Annotated in this window: 16 protein-coding genes; 12 read left to right on the forward strand and 4 right to left on the reverse strand. The window is 62.8% G+C overall.

Translation table 11 applies throughout. From position 1 onward, the window contains the following. Window positions 1–29: 29 nt before the first annotated feature. Genes ISP19_RS04670 through ISP19_RS04680 form a run of 3 tightly spaced genes read right to left on the reverse strand, consistent with a single transcriptional unit; the run spans window position 30 to window position 2,046 of the window. Complete coding sequence (locus ISP19_RS04670) at window positions 30–701, reverse strand: M24 family metallopeptidase (protein ID WP_204680181.1); 672 nt, start codon at window positions 699–701, stop codon at window positions 30–32. 25 nt (window positions 702–726) lie between these two features. After that, window positions 727–1,086, reverse strand: a complete 360-nt coding sequence (locus ISP19_RS04675) for a DUF1304 domain-containing protein (RefSeq protein ID WP_239556517.1) — start codon at window positions 1,084–1,086, stop codon at window positions 727–729. A 24-nt stretch (window positions 1,087–1,110) separates the two neighbouring features. Next, window positions 1,111–2,046, reverse strand: a complete 936-nt coding sequence (locus tag ISP19_RS04680; protein WP_204680182.1) for a carbohydrate kinase family protein — start codon at window positions 2,044–2,046, stop codon at window positions 1,111–1,113. A gap of 326 nt (window positions 2,047–2,372) precedes the next feature. On the opposite strand from ISP19_RS04680, the gene ISP19_RS04685 reads away from it, so the two are divergent. The 12 genes from ISP19_RS04685 (at window position 2,373) to ISP19_RS04740 (ending at window position 16,367) form a co-directional block, all read left to right on the forward strand. Further along, entirely contained in the window at window positions 2,373–3,419 is a 1,047-nt protein-coding gene (locus ISP19_RS04685; RefSeq protein WP_204680183.1) for a rod shape-determining protein, read from the forward strand. A gap of 227 nt (window positions 3,420–3,646) precedes the next feature. Continuing rightward, entirely contained in the window at window positions 3,647–4,654 is a 1,008-nt protein-coding gene (mreC, locus tag ISP19_RS04690; RefSeq protein WP_204680184.1) for a rod shape-determining protein MreC, read from the forward strand. Next, window positions 4,651–5,139, forward strand: a complete 489-nt coding sequence (mreD, locus tag ISP19_RS04695; RefSeq protein WP_204680185.1) for a rod shape-determining protein MreD — start codon at window positions 4,651–4,653, stop codon at window positions 5,137–5,139. The genes mreC and mreD overlap by 4 nt, the downstream gene beginning before the upstream one ends. Window positions 5,140–5,302: 163 nt before the next feature. Beyond that, window positions 5,303–7,327 carry a penicillin-binding protein 2 gene (mrdA, locus tag ISP19_RS04700; protein WP_204680186.1) on the forward strand — a complete coding sequence of 675 codons (2,025 nt, stop codon included), beginning with the start codon at window positions 5,303–5,305 and terminating at the stop codon, window positions 7,325–7,327. After that, window positions 7,324–8,439 (forward strand): rod shape-determining protein RodA, encoded by a 1,116-nt coding sequence (rodA, locus tag ISP19_RS04705; RefSeq protein WP_204680187.1) that lies wholly within the window; start codon window positions 7,324–7,326, stop codon window positions 8,437–8,439. Before mrdA ends, rodA begins: the two co-directional genes overlap by 4 nt. Window positions 8,440–8,666: 227 nt before the next feature. Then, entirely contained in the window at window positions 8,667–9,617 is a 951-nt protein-coding gene (gene mltB, locus ISP19_RS04710; RefSeq protein WP_204680188.1) for a lytic murein transglycosylase B, read from the forward strand. Next, window positions 9,614–10,516, forward strand: coding sequence for a septal ring lytic transglycosylase RlpA family protein (locus ISP19_RS04715; protein WP_204680189.1), 903 nt, complete (start codon window positions 9,614–9,616; stop codon window positions 10,514–10,516). The genes mltB and ISP19_RS04715 overlap by 4 nt, the downstream gene beginning before the upstream one ends. 65 nt (window positions 10,517–10,581) lie before the next feature. Continuing rightward, the gene (locus ISP19_RS04720; RefSeq protein ID WP_204680190.1) at window positions 10,582–11,820 is read left to right on the forward strand and encodes a D-alanyl-D-alanine carboxypeptidase family protein; all 1,239 of its coding nucleotides are present in this window, start codon (window positions 10,582–10,584) and stop codon (window positions 11,818–11,820) included. Window positions 11,821–11,848: 28 nt separating this feature from the next. Beyond that, window positions 11,849–12,136 carry a YbeD family protein gene (locus ISP19_RS04725; protein WP_204680191.1) on the forward strand — a complete coding sequence of 96 codons (288 nt, stop codon included), beginning with the start codon at window positions 11,849–11,851 and terminating at the stop codon, window positions 12,134–12,136. A 267-nt stretch (window positions 12,137–12,403) separates the two neighbouring features. Next, window positions 12,404–13,072, forward strand: coding sequence for a lipoyl(octanoyl) transferase LipB (lipB, locus tag ISP19_RS04730; protein WP_204680192.1), 669 nt, complete (start codon window positions 12,404–12,406; stop codon window positions 13,070–13,072). 8 nt (window positions 13,073–13,080) lie between these two features. After that, window positions 13,081–14,091, forward strand: coding sequence for a lipoyl synthase (lipA, locus tag ISP19_RS04735; protein ID WP_204680193.1), 1,011 nt, complete (start codon window positions 13,081–13,083; stop codon window positions 14,089–14,091). Between the two features lie 17 nt (window positions 14,092–14,108). Beyond that, the gene (locus ISP19_RS04740) at window positions 14,109–16,367 is read left to right on the forward strand and encodes a carboxy terminal-processing peptidase (protein ID WP_204680194.1); all 2,259 of its coding nucleotides are present in this window, start codon (window positions 14,109–14,111) and stop codon (window positions 16,365–16,367) included. 282 nt (window positions 16,368–16,649) lie between these two features. Here the strand turns inward: ISP19_RS04740 and ISP19_RS04745 are convergent, their stop codons facing one another. Next, window positions 16,650–18,035, reverse strand: coding sequence for a leucyl aminopeptidase family protein (locus ISP19_RS04745; RefSeq protein WP_204680195.1), 1,386 nt, complete (start codon window positions 18,033–18,035; stop codon window positions 16,650–16,652). Window positions 18,036–18,069: the final 34 nt, after the last annotated feature.

Here is an 18,069-nt window from a genome sequence, read left to right on the forward strand (position 1 = left end):
CTGGCGTTTCCGAATCCCGCCCGGCCCCCTCAAGGGGCTGCCTGGGTCAGCAGGTCCTCGTAGAAGGCGCCGAATGGTTCGGTTGGGTGGGCAATCTGGATTTCCAGAATCCACAGGCCTTCGGCAGGCTTGTGCTCGAAATCGCCCAGATCACCACCCTTGTGTACTGAGTGCGGGAAATCACTGACGCGATGACCCTTGATGGCGTGGTTGAAACGCCATCCCATCGCCTCGGCGCGCTCATGCGCGTAATTATACAACGAGGGGCCGTTCAGGCTCTCGTTGCGCCAGATATCGGCCACGTCCCGGAACAGGTCGCGCGCCGCTTGAGCGCAGGCTTGCTGCTCGGACGCCTGGCCGACCGTGAAGGTATCGCCCACATCGCCTTCATGGCCGTCGAACACCAACCCCAGGTCGATGAAGTAGATGTCGTTCTCGCCCAGGCGTACATCGGGAATGGAGCGCTCCCGATACGTTTTGGTGGTGTTCGGGCCGATGCGGATGATCACCGGATGCCAAAGCCGCTCCATGCCCAGCTCGGCGAAAACCTGTTCAGCCTCGGCTCTGGCCTCGTCCTCGCTGATGCCCGGACGCATGCGCGCCTGGATACCCTGCAAAGCCGCCCAGCTTTTGCGGCGTGCATGCTGCATGCGTGCGGGATCGAAGCGCTGGCCGACAGCTTCGCGATGGTGAGAAGTCATGGCACGGTCATCCACACCACAAAGCTCAAGCCAGCAGCACCAGCGCAAGGCCGATGGCGGCGGGCAAGCCCTGGATCCACAGCACCTTGCGCGTGGCAGTGAAGCCGCCAAAGAGGCCGGCGACCAGTACGCAACCAAGGAAGAACAGCTTCACGTGAGCGCCCTCGCTGCCGCCGAGCAGCAGGCCCCAGAACAGGCCCGCCGCAAGAAAGCCATTGTAGAGCCCCTGGTTGGCGGCCAGCACCTTGGTCTGTGCGGCGAATTCGGCGGTGAGGCCAAAGGCTCGCCGGCCAGTGGGTTTGTCCCAGAGCAACATTTCCAGGATCAGAAACCACACGTGCATCAAGGCAATGATCGTCACGACGATGCTGGCGAGGATCGACATGTGCTGCTCTCCGGATGCGCGGCCTCAGGCCAGCGCGTAACCGAACTGTTCCTTGAACTGGGCCGCAAATTCTTCGTAGGTAAAGTGCTGATTCTGCGTGCCGGGATGTTCCACTTTCAGCGCGCCCATCAGCGAAGCCATGCGGCCGACGGTCGGCCAGTCCAGGCCTTTCATGACGCCGAAGATCAGGCCGGCGCGATAAGCATCGCCGCAGCCGGTGGGATCGATCACCTGGCGCTCACGCGCCGGAGGGATCTCGTACGTGGTGCCGTCAGCGTGGATCAGCGAACCACGCGGGCCGAGCGTGACGATATAAGCCTTCACGCGCGAAGCGATATCGGCTGCGCTCCAGCCGGTGCGTTGCTGCAGCAGCTGCGATTCGTAATCGTTGACGATCACGTAGGTGGCTTTTTCGATCATCGCGCGGAATTCATCGCCGTTGAACAACGGCATCGCCTGGCCGGGATCGAACACGAACGGCACACCGCGTGCGGCAAACTCGTCCACATGCTGCAGCATGGCTTCGCGGCCATCGGGCGCGACGATGCCGAAGCTGATGTCGGGGATGTTGCGCACGTGGTTTTCATGCGCGCTGGACATGGCGCCGGGATGGAAGGCGGTGATCTGGTTGTTGTCCAGGTCGGTGGTGATGAAGCACTGCGGCGTGAACTGATCCTCAAACACGCGGATGCCATCCATGCGGATGCCGCATTTTTCCAGGTGCTCGCGATACGGCGCGAAATCCTGGCCGACGGCGGCCACCGGCAGCGGCTCGCCGCCAAGCAGTTTCAGGTTGTAGGCGATGTTGCCGGCGCAGCCGCCAAACTCGCGGCGCATCCGCGGCACCAGGAACGACACGTTCAGGATGTGCACCTGGTCGGGAATGATGTGGTTCTTGAACTGGTCCTGGAACACCATGATGGTGTCGTAGGCGAACGATCCGCAGATAACGGCAGACATGATGGTTGATAACCCCGGTTTGGCTTATGTGTCACAGCCGCAGCTGGCAAACATGACATCGTAACCGTTGAGCCGCAAAGGGGAAACAGGGGGCGGGGAACTTGGGGCGCCGCAGGGCCCGGCGATGCACTTTCTTGCGTCGGGCCCTCCGGAACCGGGCCGAGGCAAAAAACTGCCGCTGGCACGAGCGGCATGTTCCGGCTTTCCCGATCCCGGTTCTCCAGCCAAAACAAGCCTTTCTTAACGAGGATGTCCTTGCGGAGGAGGGGTTTGCTGACTAGACTGGCGCGCTTACTTTTTAGCCAGAGTGGACACGCGGCGGACCCATGTTCAAGAAGTTTCGCGGGATGTTTTCGAACGATGTTTCCATCGATCTTGGCACCGCCAATACGCTTATTTACGTGAGGGGTCAGGGGATTGTCCTGAACGAACCTTCCGTCGTGGCCATCCGCCAGGATCGTGGACCGGGCGGCCCGCGCACCGTTGCCGCCGTAGGTGGTGAAGCCAAGCGCATGCTGGGTCGTACCCCTGGCAATATCGCAACCGTGCGCCCGATGAAGGACGGTGTGATCGCCGACTTCACCATGACCGAGGCGATGTTGCAGCACTTCATTCGCCAGGTGCATCGCTCGCGCCTGCTGCGCCCAAGTCCTCGCGTGCTGGTCTGCGTGCCATGCGGTTCGACTCAGGTGGAGCGCCGCGCGATCAAGGAATCGGCCGAAGGCGCCGGTGCCCGCGATGTGTTTCTGATCGAGGAACCGATGGCCGCCGCGATCGGCGCCGGTATTCCGGTGCATGAAGCGCGCGGATCGATGGTGCTGGACATCGGCGGCGGTACCTCCGAAGTGGCGGTGATTTCGCTCAACGGCATCGTCTACTCGCAGTCCGTACGCGTGGGTGGCGACCGCTTCGACGAAGCCATCATCAACTATGTGCGCCGTAACCATGGCACCTTGATCGGCGAGTCGACGGCCGAACGCATCAAGCTGGAAATCGGCTGTGCGTTCCCGCAGAGCCAGGTCAAGGAGATCGAGATTTCCGGTCGTAACCTGGCCGAGGGCGTGCCGCGCATGTTCACGGTCAACTCCAACGAAATCCTGGAAGCCCTGCACGAGCCGCTCGCCGGCATCGTGGCCGCGGTGAAGGCTGCTTTGGAGCAGACCCCGCCGGAGCTGTGCTCCGACGTGGCCGAGCGCGGCATCGTGCTCACCGGCGGCGGTGCGCTGCTGCGTGATCTGGATCGCCTGCTTTCCGAAGAGACCGGCCTGCACGTGCAAGTGGCGGACGATCCGCTGACCTGCGTCGCCCGCGGCGGCGGCAAGGCGCTGGAGCTGATCGATCAGCACGGCAGCGACTTCTTCGCACCTGAATAACTGTCCTCGTTTGCGAGGACTCATTGTCCCCTCTCCCTCGCAGGGAGAGGGCAGGGTGAGGGGCCAGGGCTTGCGTTAATGGTGATTCGAAGCGCATCTAAAAAGGCACTCGCCGTGAGGTTTCTCGCGAGGTGGCCCCTTCGCCTCAACCTCCGGATCACCTCCGGGGCAGGCTCCCTTCCCGGAAGGAAGCGGGCGCTGGACTCGGGTATGGACGGATTTTCCCCATGGCGCTGACGCGCGAGGAATCATCGCCCCTGTTCGCCGGCACCGCAGCCGGCACGTTACGGCTGATCTTCTACCTTGCCATGGCCGTGGTGTTGATGGTGCTGGATCACCGTAACGGGTGGTTGTGGCGCATGCGCTATGCAACGGCGATCGTGGTGGAACCGGTTTACCGGCTGGCCAGCCTGCCGGTCGATGGCATGCATGCGCTGGGCGTGGCTTTTGCGGACCGGCGCATGCTGACCGAGCAAAACCAGCGCTTGCGTGAAGATTTGCTGCTGGCCAACGCCAAGCTCAATCGCATGGCGGCGGTCGCGCAACAGAACGAGCGTCTCAAGGAACTGCTCGATACCCAGCACAGTCTGGAGCTCCATGTACAGATGGCGCGGGTTGTTGGCATGGATCTGGGCGCATATCGCCATCGCATCATGATCAACCTCGGTGCGCGCGACGGCATCAAGTCGGGCCAGCCGGTGATCGACGCGCATGGTGTGATGGGGCAGATCATCGATGTCCTGCCCACCTCTTCAGCGGTGATGCTGGTGACCGATCCTGATCATGCGCTGCCGGTAGTGGTGGAGCGCACCGGGTTGCGCACCATCGCCTACGGCTCGCGTAATGGTGAACAGCTCGCCTTGCCGACGATTCCGATGGCGGCCGACGTGCGGGTGGGTGACAAGCTGCTCACCTCGGGCCTGGGCGGCCGTTTCCCCGAAGGTTTCCCGGTGGGCGAGATCACCAACGTAGCGCCGGCCGCCAGTGGCATGTTCCTGGAGGCGAAGGCCAATCCCAGTGCGGACATCGATCGCAGCGACGAGGTACTGGTATTGCACGATCTGGCCGAGCCGGTCGGTCCGCCGCCGCCGCCGTCGCCTGCGGGACCGCCCTCTGACGAAGCCCCGGCGCCAGCTACCACCGCCACAGTTGCGCATCCCACGACACTTGCCCCATCCGGCAAGCCGGCTTCGGCACAGACTGCCGCCGCCCCGCCAGAAGTACCGCAGCCATGAACCGCCAGCGCGTTTCATTCTGGTGGTTTGTCGGCACGCTGTTCGCATCGTTGTTGCTGATGCTGATTCCGTTGCCGCATGTACTCGAACCCTTCAAGCCGTACTGGCCCGCGCTGGTGCTGCTGTATTGGGCGATGGAATCAGGTGAACAGCGCGTCACACTCGGCCTGGCGTTTATTTTGGGTGTGTGCGCCGACATGTTGAATGGCGTGTTGCTGGGCGAGCAGGCGCTGCGTTTGTGCGTGCTGGCATTTATCGCGCTGCGCTTTCGTTCGCGCCTGCGTTTCTTCCCGATGTGGCAACAGACGCTGGCGGTGCTGGCGTTACTGCTCAACGATCGCTTCCTGCTGCTGGTCGTGCGTGCTTTTGCCGGTGAGTCCACGCCGCCTGCATTGTGGTGGGCATCCCCGTTCGTCAGTGGGCTGCTGTGGCCGTTCCTGTTCCTGCTGCTTGACGATCTACGGATGCGGTTGAGGTTGCAATGAAGGCCGGGAACCGGGAGCGCGGAGCGGGAAGCGTGCAGGTGGCGCGGGTAGCGGCTTTTCGCGCGCTGCCGTATGCAGCCGATCTGCAAGCAACAGCATCGATCCGTAAGCACTATCCGCACTTTGTCCGGCCGCTGCCCGCTTGCGGCGGCGAGAGCCGTCCATGAAACACCTGCGCCGCTTCAAGGACACGCGTGGTGAAGGCGAGATGTTCCGCCGACGCGCGCTCGCCGGTTTTGCGCTGATCCTGCTTGGCCTGTGCGCGCTGGTCGGGCGCTATGTGTTTCTGCAGGTGCTGCATCACGACGAATTCGCGCTGCGTTCGGTGAACAACAGCGTGAAGCCGCGTGCCATTCCGCCCGCCCGCGGACTGATCTACGACCGCAACGGCGTGCTGCTGGCCGACAACGTGCCGGCTTTCCGGCTCGAAGTCCGGCCGGACCAGGTGCAGAACATGAACGAGATGCTGTTCCAGCTGGGCAGGGTCGTGCCGCTGGATCAGGATGATCTCGATGCCTTCCGCAAGCAGCTCAAGCAATCGCACCGTTTCGACAGCGTGCCGTTGAAGATGCGGCTTACCGAAGACGATATCGCGCGCTTCGCCGTCAATCGCTGGCGGTTCCCGGGTGTGGACGTGGTGCCCTACCTCACCCGCTATTACCCGTTGGGGCCGCTGTTCGCGCATGTCGTGGGTTATGTGAGCCGCATCGACGCGGACGACATGGCCAATCTCGATCCGGATCGCTACAAGGGCACTACGCACATCGGGCGCAGTGGTCTGGAGCGTTCGTATGAGGACATGCTGCACGGCACACCCGGCTATGAACTGGACGAGGTGAACGCCGACGGCCGTATCCAGCAGGTGCTGGAAACGCATCCGCCGATACCGGGCAAGAACCTCTATCTGAGCATTGATGCGCGCATCCAGAAGGCGGCCGAGGAAGCGTTCGAAGGGCGACCCGGCGCGGCGGTGGCGATCGATCCGCGCAACGGCCAGGTGTTGGCGATGGTCAGCGTGCCGGAGTTTGATCCGAACCTGTTCGTCAATGGCATCAGTCAGGCGGACTACAAGGCGCTGATCACCTCGCCCGACAAACCGCTGATCAATCGTGCGCTGAAAGGCGCTTATCCGCCTGGTTCGACGGTAAAGCCGTTCATGGGATTGGCAGGCCTGGAATACGGTGTGCGCACGCCGCAGGACACGGTGCTTTCCACCGGCGTGTTCTACATTCCAGGCCAGTCGCGCGGTTATCGCGATGACCAGCGTGGCGGCGTAGGTACGGTGAACCTGTATCGCGCGATCGAAGATTCGGTCAACACGTACTTTTACAAACTGGCGCTGGATCTGGGCATCGACCGGATCAGTGCATTCATGGGTTCGTATGGATTCGGGCGGCCCAGCGGCGTGGATCTTCCTGGTGAAGTATCCGGCATCCTGCCGTCGCGCGAATGGAAGGCCAAGCATTCGCCCAAGCAGCCGTCGTGGTATCCCGGCGAAACCGTTATCGCAGGTATCGGCCAGGGGTATTGGTCGGTCACCGCCATACAGCTGGCGCATGCCCTGGCAACATTCGCGGGTCGTGGCGTGCCCTATGCGCCGCGGGTAGTGATGGCAACCGCCGATGTAGGCAAACGGTCGGTGCCGCTGGCCAACCCTCCTGCAGGGCCGTCGTTGATCAAGGACATGAAAGACTGGCAGGCCGTCAACGATGGCATGCAATTGGTCATCTACGGCACTGACCCGTTTTCCACCGGTAGTGGTGTCAAGCTCGGCGATGGCTTCCCTTATCGCATTGCTGGCAAGAGCGGTACGGCTGAACGTTTCTCGCGAACCAGCGACGCATACAACGAAAACCGCAATACCGCTTATCTCGCTGCGCGCCATCGTGCATGGTTTGAGGCTTTTACGCCTGCCGAAGATCCGCGCATTGCTGTCGCGGTAGTGCTTGAAGCCGGGGCGTGGGGCGCAAAAGACGCCGGCCCCATCGCACGCAAGATTCTCGACGCCTGGCTCGCAACGCAAGGTGGTGCCGTACCGCCGAACCATCCGTTGCCGGAGTCTGAAGCCGATGCCGCGCCGGCATCTGCTACCACGACGGCAACGCCTGCCGATGTGATGCCGGAAGACACACCGCAAAGCGATCCGCCCGCATCGGACAGCTCCAGTGCAGGAGACGATTCGCAATGATCGATACCTGGCGCACCCGTCTCTATCGTTTCTTCCGGCGCGTCTGGACGCGTCCGCGCATCGACCTGCCGCTCGCGTTTGCGTTGGTTGTGCTGTGCGGCGTGGGATTGGCAACGCTGTACAGCGCCGGTGAGGGCAATATCGCGCTGGTCGGTGGACAGGCCGCACGCTTTATGCTGGGCGGCGTCTTCATCTTGCTGATGTCGCGCATTCCGCCGTCGGCCCTGCGCAACTGGACGCCCTGGCTCTACGTCGGCAGCACGGTGCTGCTGGTGGTAGTAGCGGTGTTGGGCGAAGGGCGTGGCGCCGATCGCTGGCTCAACTTGGGCATCATGCGCTTCCAGCCATCCGAGCTGATGAAGCTGACCATGCCGATGATGGTGGCCTGGTACCTGCATCCGCGCCAACTGCCGCCGCGCTGGAAAGACATTGTGGTAGTAGGTGCGCTGATCGCCATTCCGGCCGGTTTGATCGCCAAACAGCCGGATCTGGGCACCGCCTTGCTGGTCACCGCAGCCGGTGCATTCGCCTTGTTTCTGTCGGGCATGGCGTGGTGGCGCATCGGCATGCTGCTGGCGGCGGCGGGCGGAATGGTGCCGATTGCCTGGCATTTCATGCACCAGTATCAGCGCGACCGCATTCTCACCATGTTGAATCCGGAATCCGATCCGCTCGGCAACGGCTGGCACATCATCCAGTCGCAGATCGCGGTAGGTTCGGGTGGCGTGTTCGGCAAGGGCTTCGAACAAGGCACGCAATCGCGCCTGGACTTCCTGCCCGAGCACACCACCGACTTCATCTTTGCGGTCTTCTCCGAAGAATTCGGGCTGATCGGCGTCTGCGCGATCCTGGTGCTGTACGCATTCATTATCGGACGCTGCCTATGGATCGCGATGGAAGCGCGCGATACCTATTCGCGCCTGCTCGCCGGCGCGATCGGCATGAGCTTCTTCGTCTACGTATTCGTCAACGGCGGCATGGTCGCGGGACTGCTGCCCGTGGTGGGCGTGCCGATGCCGATGGTCAGCTACGGTGGTACCTCGGCTGTGTCGTTGCTGGTGGGTTTCGGCGTGCTGATGTCGATCCACGCCAATCGCAAGGTGCATGACTAGCCTGGCAACGGACAAGGGTTAGCGGAGCCATGCTGCGTATGCTTCGCGGCTGCAGGTTTTGAGATAAATAGCCGTCGATTGTTGATCGTGGATTTTGTGCTGTTCCGATTCCCGGCTCATAGCATGTTACGCTCTGCTCAATGCCGATCACGACAGCAAATTTCATAGTGCAGCCGGTCATCAAGCCGGCGCGTTTTCGTCTCTGGTGGGGGTTCGCAGCGCTGTCGATGGCAGTCGTTGCACCGGCGTGGGCCGACCACCCGGGGCAAGCGCAACTCGTGCAGGAAGTGGCGCAGGACACCGGCAAGGATCCTGCCGCGCTCAACGCGCTGCTCGATAGCGCGCAGCGCCAGCAAAGCATTCTGGATGCGATCAGCCGTCCGGCGGAAGCCAAGCCGTGGAGCGAGTACCGGGAAATCTTCCTGACGCCCGATCGCATCGATGCCGGTATTGATTTCTATCGCGAGCATCGCGCCTTGCTGGAAAAGATCGGTGCGCAGTACGGCGTTGCGCCGGAATACATCGTGGCGATCCTCGGCGTGGAGACGTTCTACGGGCGCAATACCGGCAAGTACAAAGTGCTCGATGCTTTGGTCACGCTGGGGCTGTATTACCCGCCGCGCGCGACGTTTTTCCGCGGTGAGCTGAAAACCTTGCTGGAGCTGCCGGACAATCAGCTCGCCGGTCCGGTCGGCACGCTAACCGGTTCTTATGCCGGTGCCCAGGGCTGGGGTCAGTTCATGCCCAGCAGCATCCGCGACTTCGCCGTGGATGAAGACGGCGATGGCCGCATCGATCTGCAGAATTCATTGCCGGACATCCTGGGCAGCGTAGCCAACTATTTCGCCAAGCATGGTTGGGTGACTGGCGGCATGGTGGCCGCGCGTGCCCAGCCCGATGCGGCGGCCAAACCACTCACCGTCAAAGACTCCACGCCACAATGGACCATCGAGCAGCTCGAAGCATGGGGTTATGCGCCAATCCAGCATCTCGATCCCGGCGCCAACAGCAGCTTGCAGACATTCCAGGGCCTCAACGGTCCGGAGTACTGGTTTACCTTCCAGAATTTCTACGTGATCACGCGCTACAACCGCAGCCCGATGTATGCGATGGCGGTGAACCAGTTGGCGCAAGCCATCGCCGAAGGCGCCAACGCGCAGGAGAGCGCTACGCAATGAGGGGTGTCTGGCGCCTGTCCTGGCTGCTCGCGACCATGTTGCTGCTGGTCGGATGTGGCGGCCACAGCAACGCGCGCCGGTATTCCTCGTCATCGTCGCAAGGTGGTAGCTCCGGCGGCGTTTACGACAACACCAGCCTCCCGCAGAGCAGCCGTTATCGCGACGGCAGCGACAGTGTCCCGCAAGGTCCGCCACCTGACGTGAGCAACCTGCCTGAGCCGGTGCCCAAGGTGGAGCCGCGTGCGCTCTACGGCAACAAGTCGCCGTATACCGTGCTGGGTCAGACCTACACGGTGCTGCCGACGGCGCGTGGCTATGAGGAACGTGGCATCGCCTCGTTCTACGGCTCCAAGTTCCATGGCTACAAGACCTCGGATCTCGAGGACTACGACATGTACAAGTTCACCGCCGCGAGCAAGGTGCTGCCGCTGCCGAGTTACGCGCGGGTGACCAATCTGGAGAACGGCAAGAGCGTGATCGTGCGCATCAACGATCGCGGCCCGTTCCATGAGGATCGCGTGATCGATCTGTCCTACGCCGCCGCGGTGAAGATCGGCGTGTGGCCAAAGGGTACGGGCCTGGTGGAAGTGCAGGGCATCGATCCGTCCGCGCCGACGGATGACCAGGCGCCGCCAGCCCCGGTGGTCGCGCCGTCTGCTCCGCCGCCCGGCATTTATCTCCAGGTCGGCGCCTTCGCCGATCCGGACAATGCCGCAAGAGTGGCGGCCCAGCTGCGCGTGGCGAATTTCGCTCCGGTGCAGGTGGTGGATGCGACCATTGGCGGCCGCCTCGTGCACCGTGTACGGGTAGGGCCTCTGGCCGATGTGGATACCGCCGACCGGGTGACTTCCCAGATCGAACAAATGGGTCTGCCACACCCGCAGGTCGCGGTAGACTGAGCGTTTCTCCCTTGTTGTGGCGCCCCGTGCGCCGTGATCTAAGCAAAAACGGATGTAAGCCCACGATGAATCTGTTCCGCCGCCCCCTGTATGTGATTGCCGCCGCTGCCCTGGTGTTCGGCGCCAGCGCTGTCGCTCAGCAGACTCCGACACCGACGCCGCCCAAGCCGGTACCCAATGTGCCAGCGCCCGCGGTCATGCAGGTCCCGGTGCCGCCGCCGCCGGATGTGGATGGCAAGGCGTGGGTGCTGATGGATTACGCCACCGGGCAGATCCTCGCGTCCAAGGAACCCGATACACGCGTGGTGCCGGCGTCGATCACCAAGGTGATGACGGACTACGTGATCTCGGCGCAAATCGCCGCAGGCAAGATCCATCTCACTGATCAGGTCACCATCAGCGAGCACGCATGGCGTGCCGGCGGCGCGGGTACGGATGGCTCGACCAGCTTCCTCAAGCTCAACAGCCAAGTGCCGCTGAAGGATCTGCTGTACGGCATGATCATCCAGTCGGGTAACGACTCCGCGATCGCGCTGGCCGAGCACACCGCCGGCTCCGAAGACACCTTCGCAAATCTGATGAACGCCTACGCCAAGCAGCTGGGCATGGTGAACAGCCACTTTGCAAACGCCTCCGGCTATCCGGTCGACGACCACTACACCACGGCGCACGACGTCGCGATCCTCACCCGCGCGCTGATCCACGACTATCCCGAGGACTACGCCATCTCCGCGATCAAGGAGTTCGAGTGGAACGGCATCAAGCAGGGCAACCGCAACACCCTGCTGTGGCGTGATTCCACCGTGGATGGCGTGAAGACCGGCCACACCGCCGAGGCCGGCTTCTGCCTTGACGCCTCGGCCAAGCGTGGCGACGAGCGCATGATCGCCGTGGTGATGGGCGCCAGCAGCGAAAAAGCCCGTGCCGACTCGGCGATAGCGCTGCTCAACTACGGCTTCCGCTTCTTCGAAACGCACAAGCTTTACGAAGCCGGCAAAGCCCTGGTCACGCCGCGCCTGTGGAAGGGCGAAGAAGACCAGCTGCCGCTGGGCGTGGAGCAGGACGTGCTGGTGACCGTGAAGACCGGCGACTACGACAAGCTGAAAGCCACCATGGACATTCCGTCCACGCTGATCGCGCCGTTCAAGAAGGGTCAGCAGGTCGGCACGCTGCATGTCACCGAAGATGGTCAGCCGGTGCTGGACGTGCCGCTGGTCGCGATGAACGATGCGCCGCAGGGCGGTTTCTTCAAGCGCCTGTGGGACAGCATCCTGCTGTGGTTCCACGGCAGCGGCAAGAAGTGATGTTGATCGATGTGAGCGGAGAAGGCCGATGAAAGAACTGGGCGAGATCAATGCGCAGGAAGGCCAGGGTTTCCAGTTTCCCGGCGAATTCGAGATCACCGCGATGGGCAACGCCAGCGCGGATCTGAAAGCCCGGGTGCCGAAGATTCTCGAAGGCATCGGCCTGCATGTGCTGCACGAAACCGTGCGGCACAAGCATTCACGCGAAGGTAACTTCCTCTCGGTCACAGTCAGTTTCCGCTGCGATACGCGTGAACAGTACGACGCAGCGCATGCGGCGCTGCGTGCTGATGCCGATATCCGCTTCACCCTGTGACGATGTGATTTTTCCCTCTCCCCATCGGGGCACGCGGGGAGAGCACATGGATGTGCTCGGCTCTGAGGAGCGAGGAGGGGGCCGAGTGAGGGGACCATCTGGCGGAAAGCGACACTCGGAGTCGCGCATCGGGTCGGGGCTTTAAGCACTCGCCCAGCACTCCCGACCCTCCCAAGCGGTGAGCAGACGCAACTGCGACTTCCTTCACTTGCAAGCCACAGGTTCCGGCCACAGATTGGCCCCATCCCCACGCAGGCCCGCGACCCCATGTCTCAACCGCTGAAAATCCGCCGCCTGGGCCGCCAGCCCTATGAACCGGTCTGGCAGGCGATGACCGCCTTCACCGACAACCGTACCGCTGCGACCGTCGATGAACTGTGGCTGCTCGAACACGATCCCGTTTTCACCCTCGGCCAGGCCGGCAAGATGGAGCACGTCCTGGCGCCCGGCGAGATTCCGGTGGTGCCCGTGGATCGCGGCGGCCAGGTCACCTATCACGGGCCCGGCCAGATCGTGGCGTATCCGCTGATTGACCTGCGCCGCGCCGGAGTCGGGGTGCGCGAGCTGGTCAATAGGATCGAGCAGGCCATCATCGATACGCTGGCGCATTGGAATATCGAAGCGGTGCGGCGTGAGGGCGCTCCCGGCGTCTACGTGGCGGACGCCAAGGTCGCGGCGCTTGGTCTCAGGGTGCGGCGAGGCTGCAGTTTCCATGGTCTGGCCTTCAACGTGAACATGAACCTGGAACCGTTCCATCGCATTAACCCTTGTGGTTACAAGGGTCTGGCGGTCACGCAAGTGCTAGACTTGGGCGGTCCGTCGCGGCTGTCGGACGTCGAAGATGTGCTGATCGGCGAGTTTTGCCGGCAGTTCGACTTCGATGCCGAACCGGCTGCTCCCCTTATTCCCGAACTCCCCGCTCGCGTGGCGGTCTGACCTAATTCATGAGCGATACGTCAGCTTCATCCACGAAGACCATTCCGATCAGCGTCGTCAGCACTACGCCGGTTGCCGAAAAGCAGTTGGGCAATGACAAGATCGCGCTCAATCGCGCGGGCTTCGATACCAGCGTGCCAACGCTGCGCAAGCCCAGCTGGATCCGCGTGCGTCTTCCACAAGGCAACGCCGTGCAGCAGTTGAAGGCACGTCTGCGCGAGAACGCGTTGGTCACCGTGTGCGAGGAAGCCTCGTGCCCGAACATCCACGAGTGCTTCAGCAAGGGCACGGCCACCTTCATGATCCTTGGTGAAGTGTGCACGCGGCGCTGCTCGTTCTGCGACGTCGCGCATGGCCGCCCGGCCGCGCCCGATCCGCTCGAGCCTGCGCGCCTGGCCGAAACCATCCACGACATGCGCCTGAAGTACGTGGTGATCACCTCGGTGGATCGCGACGACCTGCGCGACGGCGGCGCCGAACACTTCGCTGCCTGCATTCGCGCCGTGCGGCATGCCAGCCCGAACATCCGCATCGAAATCCTTACGCCGGATTTCCGCGGCAAGGGACGCATGGAGCGTGCGCTGGAAGTGCTCAAGGATTTCCCGCCGGATGTGTTCAACCACAATCTGGAAACCGTGCCGCACCTGTATCGCGAAGTGCGTCCGGGCGCCGATTACCAGTGGTCGCTGGACCTGCTCAAGCGCTTCAAGGCGCAGCATCCGGAGATACCCACCAAGTCCGGCATCATGCTGGGCCTGGGCGAAACCTACGAGCAGGTGATCGAGACCATGCGCGACCTGCGTGCGCACGATGTCGACATGATCACCATCGGCCAGTACCTGCAGCCCACGCCGCATCATCATCCGGTCGTGCGCTACTGGACGCCCGATGAATTCAACGCGTTGCGCGAGGCTGGCGAGGAGATGGGCTTCCATCACGTCGCCTCCGGTCCGCTCGTGCGCTCCTCCTACCACGCCGACCAGCAGGCTCACGCCGCTGGCGTCACCGAGCAAGCCTGAAGAGAACTCAGAACTCCATGACCTTCCGCCTTCGTCCCCTGCTCGCACTGCTGATCGCGTTCAGCGTCGCCATCACCGGCACGGCCGCCGCCCAGTCAGCTGCCGACATGGGTGCTTCCGCGCCGCGCAAGGTGTCAGAGCTGCCGCTGAAGCCCACCGATACCCAGGCCGACGCGGCGCTGATCTCGGCGCATCTGCTCACTCGCTTCCACTACGACGCGCAGCCGCTCGACGAGGCGATGTCGCAGAAGATCTACAACTTGTATTTCAAGTTGCTGGATAGCGAGAAGGTGTTCTTCACGCAGGAAGACATGGCGAACTTCGCCAAGTACAAGGATCAGTTCGGTAACGAGATCTGGAACAAGGACCTGAACGGCCCGTTCGACATCTTCAACCAGTACATCCTGCGCGCCATCGACCGCATGACCTACGCGCGCAGCCTGCTCAAGCAGGGCTTCGACTTCAATAGCAACGACACCTACAACACCGACCGCAAGAACGCCGACTGGCCGAAGAACAAGGCCGAGCTCGACGACCTGTGGCGCAAGCGCACCATGAACGACTGGCTGCGCCTGAAACTGGCCGGCAAGACCGACGACGAAATCCGCAAGACGCTCGACAAGCGTTATAGCGGCTACATCGATCGCACCAAGCAGCTGGATGGCGAAGACGCCTTCCAGACCTTCATGACCGCCTACGCCAATTCCACCGATCCGCATACGGATTACCTTGGGCCGCGTGCCGCCGAGAACTTCGACATCTCGATGAAGCTCTCGCTGGAAGGCATCGGTGCGCAACTGCAGGCCCGCGACGACTACACCATCATCCTCAGCCTCATTCCGGGCGGCCCCGCCGCCAAGTCCGGCAAGTTTAAGCCGGGTGATCGCATCATTGCGGTCGGTCAGGGCACTGACGGTCCCATGGTGGATGTGGTCGGTGCACGTATTGATGACGTGACCAACCTGATCCGTGGCAAGACCGGCACCACCGTTCGCGTGGAAATCTGGCCTGCCGATGCCGGTCAGGACGGCAAGTACGAAACCGTTACCCTGGTACGCGACAAGATCAAGCTGGAAGATTCCGCCGCCAAGAAGCGGGTCATCGACATCAACGAAGGCGGTGTCGACCGGAAGATCGGCGTGATCGAACTGCCGATGTTCTATTCCGACTTCGGCGCACGCAGTGAAGGCGACAAGGACTTCAAGAGCGCCACCCGCGACGTCGCCAAGCTGCTCGCCGAGCTCAAGGCCGAAGGCGTGCAGGGCGTGGTCATGGACCTGCGCAATAACGGCGGCGGCTCGCTGTACGAAGCCAACGAGCTGACCGGACTGTTCATCGGCAAGGGCCCGGTGGTGCAGGTGCGCGATGCACGGGGTCAGGTTTCCGTGCAGGGTGACGACGACACAGACATGGTCTGGAGTGGTCCGCTGGCCGTGCTGGTCAATCGTGGCACCGCCTCGGCGTCGGAGATCTTCTCCGCGGCCATCCAGGATTATGGCCGCGGCCTGATCATCGGTACGCCGACGTTCGGCAAGGGCACGGTGCAGACGCTGATCGATCTCAACCGTTTCGCCTCTGATCCCAACAGCAACCCGAACTACGGCGCGCTCAAGATGACCGTGCAGGAGTTCTTCCGGGTCAACGGCGGTTCGACGCAGCTCAAGGGTGTCACGCCGGACATGCTGTTCCCGACCACCGGCGACGACAAGGATTTCGGTGAGTCCACCTACGACAACGCGTTGCCGTGGACGCAGATCCCGCCCGCAGACTACAAGCCGGTGGCTGATGTGAAGGCCTACCTGCCGCAGCTGGAGCTGATGCACGACAACCGCGTCGCCACCTCGCCGGCGTGGCAGCTGATGCTCGATGAAATCGCCCAGTACAAGAAACTTGCCGATAACACCACCATCTCGTTGAACTACGATCAGCGCCAGGCTGAACGCAAACAGCTGGATGCGGTTCAGGCTGATTTCCGTGCCCGTCACAAGGCCATCGACGGCAATGCCAGCGTGGATGCGGATATCGACGATCAGATCGACGACGGCCTCAATCCGAACGAACGCAGCGTGAAGAGCGAACTGAAGGAAGAGGAAGAAGCCAAGAAGGCGCCGGATCCCGAATTGCACGAGGCTGCGCACATCCTGTACGACGCCTTGGGACTGATTCACGCCGATCCCAAGCTGGCCGCAGAAGTGCTACCGCATGGCGGCAAGGCGCTTGCGGATACCAGCAGTGCACCGGCTTCGGCCGCCTCGACTCCAGCGGTGGTGCATTAATTCAGTCGCCGCGAAGGCCTCAGCCATCACGGTCATGTGCCAACACCATGTTGATCACATGACCGGTTATCTGAACCACGTTTGCAGCACACAGCATTTACAGGGCGCCGGCATCCGGCGCCCTTCTTGTATCTGATCCCTGAAGCTTGGCGGCGCGACGCAGGTGCATCTGCCCAACTCGGCTAAGACACCGAACCCGTGGCGTCGAATATGGACCTTGCCATCCCTCATCCCGGCTGTCGCGGGAATGAGGGTGACGCAAGATAACGTCCTCGACGTCGATCAGCGCGACCGATAGCGGTTCTGCAACAGCGCAAAGATCGCACGCAGCCCCATCGCTTCGCCGCCGCGCGGACGGCCCGGACGATCACCGTCGTTCCAGGCGTAAGTATCCAGATGCACCCACGGCATGCCTTCCGGAATGAAGCGTTCCATATAAAGCGCCGCCGTGATCGCGCCAGCGTGGCGTGATGGTCCGGCGTTGGCGAAATCGGCCAGGTAGGACTCCAGCATCTTGCGATACGGACGCCACAACGGCAGCCGCCACAGCGGATCGGCGACCGTGCGGCCACAGGCCAGTGCTTCGTCGGCAATCGTATCGTCATTGGCGAACAGCGCGGGCAGATCGGGGCCGAGCGCAACGCGCGCAGCACCGGTCAGCGTGGCGAAATCGATGATCAGATCCGGCTTCTGCTCGGCGCCGTAGGCCAGGGCGTCGCACAGCACCAGGCGGCCTTCCGCGTCGGTGTTGTCGATTTCCACGCTAAATCCGGCGCGCGTCACCACCACTTCACCCGGGCGCATGGCATTGCCGGCCACCGAGTTTTCCACCGCCGGGATGAGCAGCGTGAGGCGTACCGGCAGCTTCGCCTGCATCACCAGTCCGGCGAGTGCGATCGCATGCGCCGCGCCGCCCATGTCCTTCTTCATCCAGCGCATGCCGTCGCTGGGTTTCAGATCTAGGCCGCCGGTGTCGAAGCACACGCCTTTACCGACCAGCACCAGCTTGGGATCGCTCACCTTGCCCCAGCTCAATTCGATCAGGCGCGGCGGGCGATGACTGGCGCGGCCCACCGCATGGATGGTGGGGAAGTTGTCTTCCAGCAGCTCGTCGCCGACCCATTCGCGCACCTTGGCTTTGTGGGTCTTGCCCAGTTGCTTGACCGCATCGGCCAGATGCTTGGGGCCCATGTCTTCGGTCGGCGTATTCACCAGATCGCGCACCAGGCCGGTCGCCTCGATCAGCGGCGCAAGCGCGGCCAGCGTCTTCGCATCCACCGCCAGCGTCGCCGGCGCGCGCTTGGCTTTGCGATAGCGCGTGAACTGATAGGCGCCAAGCGCCCAGCCGAGTGCGGCAAGTTGCGGATCGAGCGCCACGCCTTCCGCCGCCACGACGTACTCGCCTTGCGGCAAGCTCATCGGCAATGCCGCCAGCGCCGCCAGGGGCTCCTTGCGATCCACGCCAACGATGACGCGTGCCAGCTTGCCGTGTTCATCCGCCAGCAGGCACACGCTGCCCGGTGCGGCATCGAAGCGGTTTTCATCCAGCCAGCTGCGTTGCGCCGTGCTCAGGCGCTTGCGCGTGGCAGCCAATTGCGTGACATCGGTGGCCTCGATCAGGGTCAGGGCGCGGCGATTATTGGAGCGAAGTTCGATCAGGGCAGGCATGCAAATCCTTGCGCATGTCTGGGCATGCGCGCGT

This window comes from Dyella flava (assembly GCF_016904955.1).
GTDB classification, from domain to species: Bacteria; Pseudomonadota; Gammaproteobacteria; order Xanthomonadales; family Rhodanobacteraceae; genus Dyella_B; species Dyella_B flava.

Coding starts and splice junctions, on each gene's coding strand:
- ISP19_RS04670 (WP_204680181.1), bottom strand. CDS start 701: ATGACTTCTCACCATCGCGAAGCTGTCGGCCAGCGCTTCGATCCCGCA.
- ISP19_RS04675 (WP_239556517.1), bottom strand. CDS start 1,086: ATGTCGATCCTCGCCAGCATCGTCGTGACGATCATTGCCTTGATGCAC.
- ISP19_RS04680 (WP_204680182.1), bottom strand. CDS start 2,046: ATGTCTGCCGTTATCTGCGGATCGTTCGCCTACGACACCATCATGGTG.
- ISP19_RS04685 (WP_204680183.1), top strand. CDS start 2,373: ATGTTCAAGAAGTTTCGCGGGATGTTTTCGAACGATGTTTCCATCGAT.
- mreC (WP_204680184.1), top strand. CDS start 3,647: ATGGCGCTGACGCGCGAGGAATCATCGCCCCTGTTCGCCGGCACCGCA.
- mreD (WP_204680185.1), top strand. CDS start 4,651: ATGAACCGCCAGCGCGTTTCATTCTGGTGGTTTGTCGGCACGCTGTTC.
- mrdA (WP_204680186.1), top strand. CDS start 5,303: ATGAAACACCTGCGCCGCTTCAAGGACACGCGTGGTGAAGGCGAGATG.
- rodA (WP_204680187.1), top strand. CDS start 7,324: ATGATCGATACCTGGCGCACCCGTCTCTATCGTTTCTTCCGGCGCGTC.
- mltB (WP_204680188.1), top strand. CDS start 8,667: ATGGCAGTCGTTGCACCGGCGTGGGCCGACCACCCGGGGCAAGCGCAA.
- ISP19_RS04715 (WP_204680189.1), top strand. CDS start 9,614: ATGAGGGGTGTCTGGCGCCTGTCCTGGCTGCTCGCGACCATGTTGCTG.
- ISP19_RS04720 (WP_204680190.1), top strand. CDS start 10,582: ATGAATCTGTTCCGCCGCCCCCTGTATGTGATTGCCGCCGCTGCCCTG.
- ISP19_RS04725 (WP_204680191.1), top strand. CDS start 11,849: ATGAAAGAACTGGGCGAGATCAATGCGCAGGAAGGCCAGGGTTTCCAG.
- lipB (WP_204680192.1), top strand. CDS start 12,404: ATGTCTCAACCGCTGAAAATCCGCCGCCTGGGCCGCCAGCCCTATGAA.
- lipA (WP_204680193.1), top strand. CDS start 13,081: ATGAGCGATACGTCAGCTTCATCCACGAAGACCATTCCGATCAGCGTC.
- ISP19_RS04740 (WP_204680194.1), top strand. CDS start 14,109: ATGACCTTCCGCCTTCGTCCCCTGCTCGCACTGCTGATCGCGTTCAGC.
- ISP19_RS04745 (WP_204680195.1), bottom strand. CDS start 18,035: ATGCCTGCCCTGATCGAACTTCGCTCCAATAATCGCCGCGCCCTGACC.